We start from the raw sequence: 15,687 nt of genomic DNA on the forward strand, positions 1-15,687 counted from the left end.
CCACAACCCAGGGCGTTTAGTGGGGAGAGGAGAGAGGGAAGGGGGCGAAGAGGCCAAATAAAAAGGGAGGCCGCAGGCCTCCCTCGTTGTTTGATGACCGGGCAGCGCTTACTTGACGCGCATGCCGGGCTGGGCGCCTTCCTGCGGCTCCAGGATCCAGAGATCCTTGCCGCCCGGACCTGCCGCCAGCACCATGCCTTCGGACATGCCAAAGCGCATCTTGCGCGGGGCCAGGTTGGCCACCATCACGGTCAGCTTGCCTTCCAGATCTTCCGGGTTGTAGGCGGACTTGATGCCGGCAAACACCTGACGGGTCTCGCCACCGATATCCAGCTGCAGCTTGAGCAGTTTGTCCGCTTCCGGTACGGCTTCGGCCTTCTTGATCAGCGCCACCCGCAGGTCAATCTTGGCGAAGTCGTCGTAGCTGATGGTCTCGCTGATGGGATCGTCTACCAGCGGGCCGCTCGCTTTCGGTGCCTGCTCTTTGGCCAGATCTTCCTTGGACGCGTCGATCATGGCTTCGATTTTGGCCGGCTCGATACGGGAGAACAGCGCCTTGAACGGGGCAACGGTGTGATCAACCAGCGGCATGTCGATGCCATCCCAGCTGAGGGTTTCCCCCAGGAAGGCTTCGGCGCGCTCGGCCAGCAGCGGCATCACCGGCTTGAGGTAGGCCATCAGCACCCGGAACAGGTTGATGCCGACGGAGCAGACCGCCTGCAGCTCGGCGTCAGCGCCTTCCTGCTTGGCGATGACCCAGGGAGCCTTGTCATCCACGTAGCGGTTGGCCTTGTCGGCCAGCGCCATGATCTCGCGGATGGCGCGGCTGAACTCGCGGCTCTCGTAGGCCTCGGCGATGGCAGTGCGGGCGTTGGCGAACTCGGCGTAGAGCTCGGGCTCGGCACAGGTTGCCGCCAGCTTGCCGTCGAAACGCTTGGCGATGAAACCTGCGTTACGGGAAGCCAGGTTGACCAGCTTGTTGACCACGTCGGCGTTGACGCGGGCGACGAAGTCATCGAGGTTCAAGTCCAGATCGTCGATGCGGCTGTTGAGCTTGGCGGCGTAGTAGTAACGCAGGCACTCCGGATCCAGGTGGTTGAGATAGGTGGAAGCCTTGATGAAGGTGCCCTTGGACTTGGACATCTTGGCGCCGTTGACGGTCACGTAGCCGTGCACATTGACCTTGGTCGGCTTGCGGAAACCGGCGCCTTCCAGCATGGACGGCCAGAACAGGCAGTGGAAGTAGGCGATGTCCTTGCCGATGAAGTGATAGAGCTCGGCCTCGGAGTCCGCTTTCCAGTAGCTGTCGAAATCGATGTCGCCGCGCTTGTTGCACAGGTTCTTGAACGACGCCATGTAACCGATGGGGGCATCCAGCCAGACGTAGAAGTACTTGCCCGGGGCGCCGGGAATTTCGAACCCGAAGTAGGGGGCGTCACGGGTGATGTCCCACTGCTGCAGGCCGCTTTCGAACCACTCCTGCATCTTGTTGGCCATCTCTTCCTGGATGGCACCGGAGCCGCGCACCCACTCTGCCAGCCATTTTTCAAACTGCGGCAGGTCGAAGAAGAAGTGCTCTGAGTCCTTCATCACCGGGGTGGCGCCGGAGACGGCGGATTTCGGATCAATCAACTCGGTCGGGCTGTAGGTGGCGCCACAGCTGTCGCAGTTGTCGCCATACTGCTCCGGGGACTTGCACTTGGGGCAGGTACCCTTGACGAAGCGGTCCGGCAGGAACATGGACTTTTCAGGATCGAACAGCTGGGAGATGGTACGGCTCTTGATCTTGCCGCCGGCCTGCAGACGGCCGTAGATCAGCTCCGCCAGCTCGCGGTTCTCGTCGCTGTGGGTGGAGTGATAGTTGTCAAAACTGATGTTGAACCCGGCGAAGTCGGCCTGGTGCTCCTTGGAGACGGCCGCGATCATCTCTTCCGGGGTGATCCCCAGCTGTTGGGCCTTGAGCATGATCGGGGTGCCGTGGGCATCGTCGGCACAGACAAAGTGCACCTGGTGACCGCGCATTCGCTGATAACGAACCCAGATATCGGCCTGGATGTGTTCCAGCATGTGGCCAAGATGGATGGAGCCATTGGCATAGGGAAGGGCGCAGGTTACCAGCATTGTACGAGGATCAGTTGCCATATAGTCGTTCTTGATGTGCTTGTTGGGATGATAGAGTGCCGTGCATGTTACCCGAATTGGGGGTAGCCTGCCTAGGGTTGTGGCTCGTCCGCCCTGCCGGCGTACGCTGGTCGACCAGCAGGCAAGCCACTGATTTGTGTGCGGTAACCGTTCACCTCAAGATAAAGACAAGATAATGAGGAGTTAATGGTGATTGATTCAGTAAAACAGATCCTCGCCGAATTTAAGCCAACTGGCTGGGGCAAGGATCTGGTGGCTGCCGGCTTCGTGCGCAGCATCGACAAGCAGGGTTCGACGCTGACCATCAAGCTGGTACTGCCCTTTGCAGGCCACTCCCTGTTTGAGCAGATCAAGCAGGAGTTCGATGCTCGCCTGCGCAGCGCCACCGGCGCCACCCGTATCGACTGGGTTGGCGAAATCGAGGTAGCCAGCCTGCCGCGAGCGCAAGGACTGGCGGCGGTGCAGGGCATTCGCAATATCATCGTGGTCGCCTCCGGCAAGGGCGGGGTGGGCAAGTCCACCACTTCCGTCAACCTGGCGCTGGCGCTGCAGAAAGAGGGAGCCCGGGTCGCCATTCTGGATGCGGACATCTATGGCCCCTCCATTCCGACCATGACCGGGACCTTGAAGGAGCGCCCCGTCAGCCATGACGGCAAGCTGATGGAGCCGGTGATGGCCTGCGGCCTCAAGAGCAACAGCATCGGTTATCTGGTGGCCGAGCAGGATGCCACCATCTGGCGTGGGCCCATGGCGAGCAAGGCGCTGGCCCAGATCCTCCACGAGACCCGCTGGGGTGAAGTGGATTATCTGGTGGTGGACATGCCGCCGGGTACCGGCGACATCCAGCTGACCCTGGCCCAGCAGGTGCCGACCACGGCGGCGTTGATCGTCACCACGCCGCAGGACGTGGCGCTGGCCGATGCCCGCAAGGGACTGGCCATGTTCAACAAGGTCAGCGTGCCGGTGCTCGGCATCATCGAGAACATGAGTTACCACGTCTGCAGCGCCTGTGGTCATCATGAGCCGCTGTTCGGTACCGGTGGTGGCCAGAAGATGGCGGAACAGTACCAGGTGGCGCTGCTTGGCCAGCTGCCGCTGCACATCGACATCCGTCAGCACATGGACGATGGTTGCCCGACCGTGTTCGGCGCCCCGACCGGGGAGCTGGCAGAGGCCTATCTGAAACTGGCTCGTCGGGTGGGAGCTGAACTCTATTTCAGCGGTAAACCGATTGCGACCCCTCTCTATGCCATGGCGCTGGATGAATAATCGGCGGTCGACCGTCTGGGGTGGATTTGAGGGTGGGCATGGCTCACCCTTTTTTATATAATGGATCGGTTTAAACCATCCCCACTGCTCTTCTCTTTAGGTATTTTCAATGTCTGATACTCAACATTCGTGTGTGATCATCGGTATTGCTGGTGCATCCGCTTCCGGCAAGAGTCTTATAGCCCAAACCATCTATGAAGAGCTGGTGGCCGAGCTGGGAGCCGGTCAGATTGGCGTGATCACCGAAGATTGCTACTACCGCGATCAGACCCACCTGACCATGGAAGAGCGGGTCAAAACCAACTATGACCACCCCAACGCGCTGGATCACGACCTGCTGGTCCAGCACCTGAGCCAGCTGGTGCAAGGTGATGCGGTCAATATTCCCCAATACTCCTATACCGAACATACCCGCATGAGTGAAGTGACCCCGTTCGCACCGCGCCGGGTGATCATTCTGGAAGGGATCCTGCTGCTGACCGACAGTCGCTTGCGGGATCTGATGGATGCCTCCATCTTCATGGATACGCCGCTCGACATCTGCCTGCTGCGCCGTCTGGTGCGTGACGTGCAGGAGCGTGGCCGGACCATGGATTCGGTGCTCAAGCAGTACCAGAAGACGGTACGCCCCATGTTCCTGCAGTTTATCGAGCCTTCCAAGCAGTACGCGGACGTGATCGTCCCCCGTGGCGGCAAGAACCGCATCGCCATCGACATGCTCAAGGCGCGTATCCGCCACATGTTGATTGGTTGAGAGATATCAAGCCGGGTGATGCCCGGCTTTTTTAAATGAACAATTTGTCAGGAGAGTCGCCCAATGCGTCTTTGTGATACCGATATCGAACGTCATCTGGATGAAGGCAAGATCGTCATTGAGCCCAGACCCGGTATTGAACGGATCAGCGGCGTCAGCGTCGACGTGCTGCTGGGCAACGAGTTTCGGGTGTTTCGCGATCATACCGCCCCCTATATCGATCTGAGCGGCCCCAGCAGCGAAATGGCCGACGCCATCGATCGGGTGATGAGCGATGAAATCCATGTGCCGGATGGCGAAGCCTTCTATCTGCACCCGGGTCAGCTGGCGCTGGCGGTGACCTATGAATCGGTCACCCTGCCGGCCGACATCGTGGGCTGGCTCGATGGCCGCTCGTCCCTGGCCCGCCTCGGGCTGATGGTGCACGTGACCGCGCACCGCATCGATCCGGGCTGGTCCGGCCGCATCGTGCTGGAGTTCTACAACGGCGGCAAGCTGCCGCTGGCGCTGCGCCCCAAGATGAAGATCGGTGCGCTGAACTTCGAGATGCTCTCCGGTGTGGCGGCGCGTCCCTACAACAAACGGGAAAACGCCAAGTACAAGAGCCAGCAGGGTGCGGTGGCCAGCCGCATCAATCAGGACTGAGATCGGATCGACAGTCGAGCCGTCGGCAATGTGTTAAAAGAGGGCGCCGGTGGCGCCCTTCTCCATTCACTTGGGCAGGTGGATGTGGCGAAGAGGGCGGGGCGAGGGAGTGATCTTGCCTGTCATTTGTACAAACAGGACGATACGGTCAGTCGAAAATTGACGGAGCCGAAGTCGATGAGAGTGATCTCTGCGGCATACTGATGATGAATTGTTCCCGTTTGGGAACGGTTTTTGTCAGGCAAGGTCTGTTTAATTAATCAAGGACAAGCCGCATGGTGACTGGCTCTAAGCTATTTGTAGGCGGAATGCTCTTTTTTTTTCTTACTGAAATATTTCAACAACGGGTATGGCGTTACCAGCCTTCTGGCATAATCCGCCGCAACTCATAAACAGGTTCGTTTTTTATGTTTGAAATGTTTAGTGGTTTGGGTTTGTGGTGGTCAATCGGTTTGGTATTGGCCGTTTTTTTTGTGTTGGCCTATGAATTCATCAACGGCTTTCACGATACCGCCAACGCGGTAGCAACGGTTATCTATACCAAGGCGATGCCGGCACACATGGCAGTAGTGGCCTCCGGTCTGTTCAATTTTGCCGGGGTCATGATGGGTGGTCTGGGGGTGGCTTATGCCATTGTCCACCTGCTGCCCATCGATCTGCTGCTGGGGATGGACTCCACTCAGGGTCTGATCATGGTGTTCTCCCTGCTGTTTTCCGCCATCGTGTGGAATCTGGGTACCTGGTTCTTCGGGATCCCTGCATCCAGCTCACACACGCTGATCGGCTCCATTCTGGGGGTAGGTGGCGCCTATGCTTGGATCAGCCATCAACCGCTGCAGGAAGGCATCAACGTCGCGAAAGCCATCGACATCATGCTTTCTCTGATCATCTCTCCCACCGTCGGTTTCATCATCGCCGCGCTGCTGTTGTTCGCCATGAAACGCGTCTGGCAGGGCAGCAAGATCCACAAGACCCCGGAAGAGCGTCTGCTGGTGGATGGCAAGAAGCATCCGCCGTTCTGGGCGCGTCTCACCTTGGTGGCATCTGCCATGGGCGTGAGCTTTGTGCACGGTTCCAACGATGGCCAGAAGGGTATTGGTCTGGTGATGCTGGTGCTGATCTGCATGGCTCCTGCCTATTTCGCACTGGACATGAATAGCCGCTCTTATGACCTGGATCGCACCCAGGATGCCAATCAGCGCATCATGGAGATCTATCAGCGCAACCATGAGCAGGTTTCCAAGGTCGTGAACTTCAATGTGCCTGCCCAGGCCCAGGAAGAGTTGATGACCCACTGTTCTGCTGATGGTGCCCTGCAGGCTATGGCCACGCTGGACAATCGTCTTGCCCAGGTGCGGACCTATGAAGAGATGGACCTGACCGACCGCCGTGAAGTGCGTCGTCTGCTGCTGTGCATCGATGATACCGCTCGCAAGGTATCCAAGCTGCCGCTGCCGGCCAAAGAGCTGACTGACCTTGCCAAATGGCGCAAGGATCTGACGGCCACTGCCGAATATGCACCGACCTGGGTCATTGTCTCCATCGCGCTGGCGCTGGGCTGTGGCACCATGGTTGGCTGGCGTCGTATCGTCTACACCGTCGGTGAGAAGATTGGTTCCTCCGGCATGACCTACAGCCAGGGGATCGCCGCCCAGATCACCGCTGCCGCCTCTATCGGTGTGGCCAGCTTGACCGGGATGCCTGTATCGACCACCCATATCCTCTCCTCTGCGGTAGCGGGGACCATGGTGGCCAACAAGTCGGGCCTGCAGAGCCAGACCATCAAGACCATCCTGATGGCCTGGGTGCTGACCCTGCCGCTGACCATGCTGCTCTCTGGTGGCCTGTTCCTGATCAGCCATCATCTGTTCAGCTGATAGCAGATACCAAAGCATGTTGAGAAAGGGCCCTTGCGGCCCTTTTTTCATGACCTCAAAAACACATGTGTGATGCCAGGCTCCTGCCAGCCAAGTTTCCAATTTGACCATCCTTAATATGCCATCAAACTAATTCTTTCATCCAATCAATTACTTCTCTCACCCACTAAGCTCATTCCCACCCATCAACAGGCATTCAAGATGAGAGGGTTGGCAGATTGGGCATCTTTTGCGGTTTTGCCCCTGCTAATGGAGCTACTCGGCTAAGGGGCTATGTCTGTCATCTCATGGCACATGACGGCCACTGTGTTGACGGCCGTGGAAGAGGGGTCTTTGCCTGCATAGGTCGGCAGTACGTCTGGATTGCCGAGAGGATGGAATATCGAATGACCAACCGATACCGGTTGATAGCGGCATACGCACTTCAAACCGACTTCGAGATGGGTGGCAGGCGTGGCCATGCAGTTCATGCGCACCGGTGTCGTGAAGGATGTCTACACAGCGCGATATTTGTAACTAGTGTCGGCTCTTATCCAGTCTGCCTAAGCCAGGAGCCATACAGTCGCAGCAGCAGTAAGACAAACAAGGAGTGTGGGTTGAGCCGCAGCGAGCCAATGGCGGTGGTTATTCAATATGATGAGGGAGACTTGAGGCACTAAGTGCTAGTAGGTGGGTCGTGGCGTGGTAAAGGAACGGTAACCGAGACAAACTGGCGCTAAATAGCATCTAAAAAAAGAGCCACACAATGTGTGGCTCTTTTTGTCAGACTAGCGAGTCATCAAGGACGACCGGCCGGGCTGGTTGCAACGTTGACGGCAGCGGTGCTGCCGCCATGGCGACCTGAGCTTGCCACTTCATTGCGCACCAGCGGCGCATGATCAACCGGCTCGCGTACCGGCAGGGCAGGGGCCGCAGCCGGTGTTGCCATCGGCGCAGAGGCCTTGCGGGCACCGGCCAGCAGGCCACCACCACGCTTGACTTGCTTGGCCACAGGGGCTGCTACGGCAGCGGCTACCGGAGCCTCGTCAGCAATGACAGGTTCAGCTTCAGCGACCGGAGCTGGCTGTTCAACCACCAGAGGGGCAACCTCGGCTACAACCACTGCCGGAGCCGCTTCTTCAACTGCCGGGGCAGCAGCTGCAGCTTCAACCACGGCAGTCTCGACGGCCGGTGCCTCAATAGCAACGACTTCCGCTGCGACCGGGGACGCAACTTCTGCAACCACTGGCTCGTTGACAACCGCTACCTGGGCTTCTTCAGCAGCTACCACTTCGGTTACCACTGGCTCTGCAGCCACGACCTCAGCCTGCTCGTGAGCTTCGGCCACAACGGCTTCTGGCACGACATGCTCGGTCAGCGCAGCAGAGGCCTGCAGGGCGGCGGCAACCGCTTCAGCACTGGGAATGGTGATGACAGGGATTGCCGGTTCTTCCACTTTCACCTGGGCGGCATCTGCCTGGGCAGCTGCTGTCAGGGTAGGGACAGCGCCTTCGGCAGACTGCTCTTCATCTTCACGCTGGCTGCGGGCATCTTCATTGATGCGCTTGCGACGTTGGCCTTCGATACGCTGATTGCGCGGCGTACGACGGGAACGACGCTGGCCTTCGGCCTGCTCATCGTGCTGTTCTACTGCGTCGGAGGCCTCTTCGGCAACAACCGGAGCATCGGCGGGCAGGGCGGCAACGTCGCTGGCCGGGGCATCGACCCGGATCTGCTTGCGCAGTTGGCGGCGTTCGCGGCGCTCAGCCACTTTCTGTTCTTTTTCCAGACGCGGCTCGTCGTTGACCATGGTGGTATCGACGGTTTCTACCGCGTCAACGACCACTTCGGCGCGAGGTTCACGCGGAGCACGGGGTTCACGAGCCGGGCGCGGAGCGCGGGGTTCGCGTTCCTGGCGTGGCTCACGAGCCTCGCGAGGTTCACGTTCCATGCGCTGTTCACGCACTTCGCCACGGGCTTCACGCTCCTGGCGCGGCTCACGCTCTTTGCGGGGACGACGGTTGCGGCTTTCGCCACCTTCACGATTGGCACCCACTTCCCGCTTCTCTGCGGCATCGGCAGGGCTGCGGTTACCACGGTTGTCATCACGACGACCACGCTGACCACGGCTGCGGGTTTCATCGCGTTGATGACGATGACCCTCGTCCTTGCGTGCTTCGCGCTGGGCTGCCGGTTTGTCGGCAGGAGCCTTCACGTCGGCAGGGGCGGTGTCGGCACCGAACAAGCCGGAGATGGCCTTGAACAGTTTGCCAAACAGACCGGCTTCGGGCGCAGTCGGTGCAGCGGGAGCCACGACCGGGGCTGGCGCGGCGGGGGCCGGCTGGGGCGCCTGGACAAAACCTTGCAGTAGCGGTTGTTCACGCTCGATCACCTGAGCCTGCTTCGGCTGGTAGACCGGCTTGGCAATCTCGGTTTTCAGCTCGTAGCTGGCCGCTTCCGGGATCTCGTTCTGACGGATGCGGGTTACTTCGTAGTGCGGGGTTTCCAGATGCTGGTTCGGAATGATGTAGACACGCACATCATTGCGCTGTTCCAGGCTGGCGATGGAGGCACGCTTCTCGTTGAGCAGATAGGCGGCAACATCGACCGGCACCTGACCGTGAACCTGCTCGGTGTTGTCCTTCATGGCCTCTTCTTCGATGAGACGCAGGATGGACAGCGCCAGTGATTCGTTGTCACGGATCACACCCTGCCCCTGGCAACGAGGGCAGATATGGCTGCTGGACTCGTTGAGGGAGGGACGCAGACGCTGGCGAGACATCTCCAGCAGACCGAAACGGGAGATACGGCCCAGCTGGATGCGGGCACGGTCCTGATGCACCGCTTCACGCAGACGGTTTTCCACTTCGCGCTGATGACGAACCGGAGTCATGTCGATAAAGTCGATGACGATCAGGCCACCCAGGTCGCGCAGACGCAATTGACGGGCAATTTCGTCGGCCGCTTCCAGGTTGGTTTGCAGCGCAGTCTCTTCGATATCGCCGCCCTTGGTGGCGCGGGAGGAGTTGATATCGATGGAGGTCAACGCTTCGGTCGGATCGATGACGATGCTGCCGCCAGAGGGCAGACGCACTTCACGCTGGAAGGCCGACTCGATCTGGCTCTCGATCTGGAAGTGGTTGAACAGGGCAACTTCACCCTTGTACAGCTTCACGCGATTGAGGAAATCGGGACGAACCAGCTCGATATGCGCCTTGGCACGCTCGAAGATGACCGGGTTGTCGATCAGGATCTCGCCGACATCGCGACGCAGGTAGTCACGGATGGCACGTACGATGACGTTGCTTTCCTGATGGATCAGCACTGGTGCAGAGCGGCTCTGTGACGCCTTGTGGATGGAATCCCAGTGGTTGAGCAGAACGTTCAGATCCCATTCCAGCTCTTCCGGGGATTTGCCCACACCGGCGGTACGCACGATGAGACCCATGCCGTCCGGCACGGTCAGGCCGCTCAGGGCTTCTTTCAGTTCAGTCCGTTCATCACCTTCGATACGGCGGGAGATACCACCGGCGCGAGGATTGTTCGGCATCAGTACCAGGTAGCTGCCGGCCAGACTGATAAAGGTGGTGAGGGCTGCACCCTTGGTGCCACGCTCTTCCTTGTCGATCTGGACGATCACTTCCTGGCCTTCGCGGACCACTTCTTTGATGTTGGGACGACCCTGATAGGAGTAACCGGAGGGGAAGTAATTGCGGGCGATTTCCTTTAACGGCAGGAAACCGTGGCGCTCGGCGCCATAGTCGACAAAAGCAGCTTCAAGACTGGGTTCTACGCGGGTGATTTTGCCCTTGTAAATGTTCGCTTTTTTCTGCTCGTGTCCCGGACTTTCAATATCCAGATCGTAGAGCTGTTGTCCGTCAACCAGCGCTACGCGCAACTCTTCTTCCTGAGTCGCGTTGATTAGCATTCTTTTCATTGAGTTCTCGTTATTTTGTCATTTTGATTTCCTCCACAGGATCCTGCCGGCGCCGGCCTCGGGTCTTCAGCATACTGGGGCAACCTCCCGGTTGGGGTATGCATGAGGCGCAAACTAAGGGCACTCTGGTCCAGCCTTCTCGAGAAGGCATGAAAAGGATACCGGTGTGGAGACAAATTAGCGGTTCTGTTTGCGTTCTCCATGCGCTGTACCTCGCACCCGGGAACCGTCATGTTCTTGTATACACGGTGTTTCGGGATTGGGTGGCATAAATTTTGGCCACTTAGTACAAGGCTTGAACACAATGACAAAACCTTGTTTATTATCCCATTTAAACCACTTTTATAGCAAGGCGCCATTTTTCAACAAAGCATGCAGCCAAGGGCCGCCGGCAGTGTTAAAATCCGCGCCATGACACAGATACATCAACAAGTGCAGCTGCTCACCATCGAAGCTGAGCATGAAGGGCAGCGCATCGACAATTTTCTCAAGACTCAGCTAAAGGGCGTCCCCAAGAGCCTGATCTATCGCATCCTTCGCAAAGGGGAAGTGCGCGTCAACAAAAAGCGCATCAAACCGGAATACAAACTCTGCACTGGCGACGAGGTACGGGTCCCCCCCGTGCGGGTTGCCGAAAAGAACGAACTGCCCTCGGCCAATCTCGGCAGCATCCAGCGTCTGGAGAGCCAGATCCTGTTTGAAGATGACGCCATGATCGTGCTGAACAAGCCGTCCGGCATGGCGGTACACGGCGGCAGCGGCCTGAGCTTTGGCGTGATTGAAGGGCTGCGCGCCCTGCGCCCGGAAGCCCGTTTCCTCGAACTGGTGCATCGGCTAGATCGCGACACCTCCGGCGTACTGCTGGTTGCCAAGAAGCGCAGCGCTCTGCGTAGCCTGCATGAGCAGCTGCGGGTCAAGACCATGCGCAAGCAGTACCTGGCGCTGGTGCGTGGCCAGTGGCAGCCTCACGTCAAGGTGGTCAATGCGCCGCTGCGCAAAAATGACCTGCAATCCGGCGAGCGGGTAGTACGGGTCAGCAGCGATGGCAAGCCTTCCGAGACGCGTTTCCGGATTGCCCGTCAGTTTGCCGAGGCCACCCTGGTGGAGTGCAGCCCGATAACCGGTCGTACCCACCAGATCCGGGTGCATACCCAGCATGCGGGTCACCCCATCGCCTGTGATGACAAGTATGGAGAAGCCGCATTTGACGATAAAATGCGCAGCCAGGGGCTGAAACGACTGTTTTTGCATGCCTGGAAGCTGAGCTTCATCCATCCGGCCGATGGTCGCGAGATGCAGGTGGAAGCACCGCTGGCCCCCGAACTCGACGACTTCCTGAACAAGTTGGCCCGCTGATGCAGACCATCCGGCTCGCCATCTTCGACTGGGACGGTACCCTGATGGACTCGGTGGGCCGGATTGTTGCCTGTGTGGCGCACGCGGCTGGCGACTGTGGTGAGCCCGTGCCCACCGCCGTCGAGACGCACCAGATCATCGGTCTCAGTCTGGAGGTCGGTATCCCCCGGCTGTTTTCCCTGGAGCAGGGGAGTGAACGAGCCAACGCCCTGATCGCCCGTTATCGCCACCATTACGTGCATGACAGCACACCCAGCCCGTTGTTTGCCGGTACAAGGGAGCTGTTGCAGCATTGGCATGAACAAGGAGTGGCCCTGGCGGTCGCCACCGGCAAGTCCCGGCGTGGATTGGACAGGGTACTGGATGAAACCGGGTTGCGGCCGCTCTTTGTTGCCACGCGCGGGGCGGACGAGGCCAACTCAAAGCCCGATCCCCTGATGCTGACGCAAATTCTGGATGAGCTGGGCATTGCCCCGCACCAGGCGGTGATGATCGGCGATTCCATCCACGACATGGCGATGGCCGAGGCGCTGGCCATGCCGCGGATCGGGGTTAGCTGGGGCGTGCACGACCGTGCGCGCTTGCTGGCCCACCATCCGCTGGCGGTGGTCGATACCATGGCGGAGCTCCAGCGGTTGCTGGATTAGCCTTGCGATATGACAGATGAATAAACGAAAAACGGGAGCCTTGGCTCCCGTTTTTCATGGCTGACATGCCGCTCCCATCAGGGCAGGGCGATACCGTGGCAGGCCAGCAGCTCGATCAGGCCGATCAGCGGCAGGCCGATCAGCGCATTGGGATCGCGCCCCTCCAAGGCTTTGAACAGCACGATCCCCATGCCTTCACACTTGAAGCTGCCGGCACAGTCGAGGGGCTGTTCAGCTTCTACATAGCGGCGAATGGCCGCCTCATCCAGCTGTCGAAAATGAACGGTGAAGGGTTCTATCAGCTGTTCGGCGCGGCCAGACGCGGCGTCCAGCACGCACAGGCCGGTATAAAAGGTGACGCTGCGCCCCTGGGCCGCCATCAGCTGGGCCACCGCTCGCTCGACCGTCCCCGGCTTGCCCAGGATCCGACCATCGCAGACGCACACCTGATCCGAGCCGATGATCAGCCCCTGACCATGCTGATCGGCGATGGCACGGGCCTTGGCATGGGCCAGCCGTGCCACCAGCGTCTGTGCATCTTCACCGGGCAGCGCGGATTCATCGACATTCGGTGCGGCGCACTCAAACGGGAGGCCCAGCTTTTCCAGCAGGGCTTTGCGGTAACGGGAGGTGGAGGCGAGGATCAGGGGGCGCGACATGGCAATCAGGTATCCAGGTTCATAAACGGGCAGGCGTGGATGGTATCGCCCCCGTGCGGCGAGGGCAAATGTCGCCGCCACTCTCTTTTCCCGCATGTCGAGATTGGAAAACACCGCTATCGGCTTATTCATCCGGCCTGACGCTATAGTGCCCCATCGATGCTACCCATTCGCTGAGGAGTCACCATGGGCCGTTACATGCTCTGCTGTTTTTTGATGATCACGCTCTACCCGGTGGGGATCGATCTCTATCTGGTGGCGTTGCCCAACATAGGCGCCAGCCTTCAGGCAAGCGAGGCTCAGCTGCACACCGCGTTTTCCCTCTATCTGCTCGGCATGGCCGCGACTGTCCCGCTGGCCGGCCTGCTGGCAGATCGCCACGGCCGCAGGCCGGTGATCCTGAGCGGGGCCGGCTTGTTTATGCTGGCGTCACTACTGGCCGGCAGCGCCGACGACACTGCGCAGTTTCTGCTGGCACGGGTGGGTCAGGGGGCAGGGGCCGGCGCGCTCTACATCATGACCTTTACCGTGCTGCGAGACGTGTTGCCACCGGCCCGGCTGGCGGCCGTGCTGTCGGCCATCAATGGGGTCATCTGCGTGATCCCCGTGCTGGCGCCGCTGCTCGGCTATCTCATCCTGACCGGCTTCCCATGGCCTGCCATCTTTCAGGCCATGGCGCTGCTCGGCGGCGTGGTATTGCTGATCAACCTGCTGGGGCTGAAAGAGAGCCTGCCGGCGCACCCTGAGCCACCCTCGACTACGTCAGCAGCCCGCTTTGCCTTCTTGCGAGTGCCGCAGTTTCTCTGGATGTGTGGGTTGAGCAGTGTCGGCATGACCTGCATTCTGACCTATGTCAGCACTTCACCCATGATCCTGATGACCCAGAGGGGGCTGGCAACCGCAGAGTATGCCCGCATCATGATGATCATGGTGATGATCAGCATGATCACCTCCTTCTTCGCCCCCTTGTTGCTGCGTCGACTCCACAAGCACAGCCTGCTCGCACTGGCCCACGGCGGGTTGGGGTTGGCGCTGCTGCTGATCTTGGCCTCTCATCTTGAGAGCTCCTGGGGCCTGTGGCTGCTGCTGGCGGGCTTTGCCTTCACCTGCATCGGTTTTTCCGCGAGCTTCGGCATCGCCATGGGCGAGGCGCTGGCCAGTTGCCGTCATCAGATAGCGCTCGCCAGCGCCACCCTCTGTCTTGCCCAGATAACCGTGAGCGCCGGCTATATCTGGCTGATGGGGTGGCTTGGCTTTGCACCCAGCACGCTGCTTGCCTGTGCCCTGCTCGGCGCCGTGTTACTCTATCTGCTCTTTCGCACCCTGGGGCCGGTCTTCGACAGCCCCGCCCATGGTGTCCCGGTCATGGAGAATCCCTGAGCATGCGTCCCTTGATCGACCTCGATCTCAATTTGTTGGTGGTATTTCGGCTGTTGCTGCAAGAGCGCAGTGTCACCAAGGCTGCCAAGAAACTCAATGTCACGGCACCCACCGTCAGCAAGGCGCTGGCGCGGCTGCGCGACTGGTTCGACGACCCGCTGTTTCTTCGCACTCAGCGGGGGCTGGAGCCCACCAATCTGTCGCTCACCCTGGAGGAAGAGCTCAAGGAGTGGTTCCAGCTATCGGGCAACATCGCCTCCCTCTGCGGCAATGCTATTCCGGCGGGGGCTGCGTTCAGGCTGGTGCTGGAGTCGCCCTTTTACATCAGCTTTCTCAATGATCTGCCCATGGTGATTTATGAAACCTATCGCAAATCGACCATCCGGATCATGAACTGGGACCATCACTCCCTCAACGACATCATCAATGGCGATGCCGATCTCGGCTTCTGTGCGAGGGAAACCCACCCCAGCTCGCTGGCCAGGGTCAACCGGCTGCCCTATTACATCGATCACGAGGTGTTGTTCGAAGACAGGCCCATGGTGTTTTTGCGCAAGGATCACCCGCTGCTGGCCCGCACCTGGAACCTCGACAACTTCCTCGCCTATCCCCATGTCAGCGTGGTGTGGGAGGCGAGCGATGCCTGGGCACTCGACAGTCTGCTGGATGATGAGGGGCTCAGTCGGCAGGTACCTATCCGGGTCTCCAGCTTCGAGCAGGCGCTGCATATCGCAGCCCAGTCTGACCACGAACTGATCGCGGTGGTGCCCTCCTATTGCGCCAGCTATGCCCGCCAGCACCACGACAATCTGATCTCCTTGCCGCTGCCGCTGGATGAAACCCTCTATCGGCAACTCGACATTGCCTTCATCCTGATCTGGCACAAGCGCAACAACCACAACACCAAGGTGCTGTGGCTGCGCGACGAGATCAAACGGCTTTACCACCAGCATATCGGGACCGCTGGGGCGGGTTAACCCTGGCCTCTACCTCGCAGGGCCAGAAAAACGGCTATAAGCATAGGAATGGGCAAGGCGGGGTC

At 59.6% G+C, this 15,687-nt stretch carries 11 protein-coding genes; 8 read left to right on the plus strand and 3 right to left on the minus strand.

Annotated features, from left to right (window positions below; translation table 11 throughout):
• Positions 1–108: 108 nt before the first annotated feature.
• On the minus strand, positions 109–2,142 hold the full coding sequence (gene metG, locus QLG02_RS14015; protein ID WP_241872387.1) for a methionine--tRNA ligase: 2,034 nt from the start codon (positions 2,140–2,142) through the stop codon (positions 109–111).
• A gap of 186 nt (positions 2,143–2,328) precedes the next feature.
• Between metG and apbC the strand changes: the two genes are divergently transcribed.
• The 4 genes from apbC (at position 2,329) to QLG02_RS14035 (ending at position 6,687) form a co-directional block, all read left to right on the plus strand.
• Entirely contained in the window at positions 2,329–3,411 is a 1,083-nt protein-coding gene (gene apbC, locus QLG02_RS14020; protein ID WP_282465460.1) for an iron-sulfur cluster carrier protein ApbC, read from the plus strand.
• A 109-nt stretch (positions 3,412–3,520) separates the two neighbouring features.
• On the plus strand, positions 3,521–4,165 hold the full coding sequence (gene udk, locus QLG02_RS14025) for a uridine kinase (RefSeq protein WP_011706091.1): 645 nt from the start codon (positions 3,521–3,523) through the stop codon (positions 4,163–4,165).
• A gap of 63 nt (positions 4,166–4,228) precedes the next feature.
• Positions 4,229–4,810, plus strand: coding sequence for a dCTP deaminase (gene dcd / locus QLG02_RS14030; protein WP_011706092.1), 582 nt, complete (start codon positions 4,229–4,231; stop codon positions 4,808–4,810).
• Positions 4,811–5,217: 407 nt separating this feature from the next.
• Positions 5,218–6,687 (plus strand): inorganic phosphate transporter, encoded by a 1,470-nt coding sequence (locus tag QLG02_RS14035; protein ID WP_076360745.1) that lies wholly within the window; start codon positions 5,218–5,220, stop codon positions 6,685–6,687.
• Between the two features lie 778 nt (positions 6,688–7,465).
• Here QLG02_RS14035 and rne read toward each other — a convergent pair.
• Positions 7,466–10,603: a ribonuclease E gene (rne, locus tag QLG02_RS14040; protein ID WP_282465461.1), complete on the minus strand. Its 3,138-nt coding sequence runs from the start codon at positions 10,601–10,603 to the stop codon at positions 7,466–7,468.
• Positions 10,604–11,014: 411 nt separating this feature from the next.
• On the opposite strand from rne, the gene rluC reads away from it, so the two are divergent.
• Together rluC and QLG02_RS14050 are read left to right on the plus strand one after the other, a co-directional pair.
• Complete coding sequence (gene rluC, locus QLG02_RS14045; RefSeq protein WP_201356046.1) at positions 11,015–11,959, plus strand: 23S rRNA pseudouridine(955/2504/2580) synthase RluC; 945 nt, start codon at positions 11,015–11,017, stop codon at positions 11,957–11,959.
• Positions 11,959–12,606: an HAD-IA family hydrolase gene (locus tag QLG02_RS14050; RefSeq protein ID WP_282465462.1), complete on the plus strand. Its 648-nt coding sequence runs from the start codon at positions 11,959–11,961 to the stop codon at positions 12,604–12,606. Before rluC ends, QLG02_RS14050 begins: the two co-directional genes overlap by 1 nt.
• Before the next feature lie 77 nt (positions 12,607–12,683).
• Here the strand turns inward: QLG02_RS14050 and QLG02_RS14055 are convergent, their stop codons facing one another.
• A complete protein-coding gene (locus QLG02_RS14055) occupies positions 12,684–13,265 on the minus strand; it encodes a nucleoside triphosphate pyrophosphatase (protein WP_282465463.1) in 582 nt (193 codons plus the stop codon).
• A 186-nt stretch (positions 13,266–13,451) separates the two neighbouring features.
• On the opposite strand from QLG02_RS14055, the gene QLG02_RS14060 reads away from it, so the two are divergent.
• Positions 13,452–14,645, plus strand: coding sequence for an MdtL family multidrug efflux MFS transporter (locus QLG02_RS14060; protein ID WP_282465464.1), 1,194 nt, complete (start codon positions 13,452–13,454; stop codon positions 14,643–14,645).
• Positions 14,646–14,647: 2 nt separating this feature from the next.
• Positions 14,648–15,622 carry an HTH-type transcriptional regulator YidZ gene (gene yidZ, locus QLG02_RS14065; protein ID WP_282465465.1) on the plus strand — a complete coding sequence of 325 codons (975 nt, stop codon included), beginning with the start codon at positions 14,648–14,650 and terminating at the stop codon, positions 15,620–15,622.
• Positions 15,623–15,687 lie beyond the last annotated feature (65 nt).

Origin of the sequence: Aeromonas sp. V90_14 (assembly GCF_029967615.1) — a bacterium.
In the GTDB taxonomy this organism is placed as follows: domain Bacteria; phylum Pseudomonadota; class Gammaproteobacteria; order Enterobacterales; family Aeromonadaceae; genus Aeromonas; species Aeromonas hydrophila.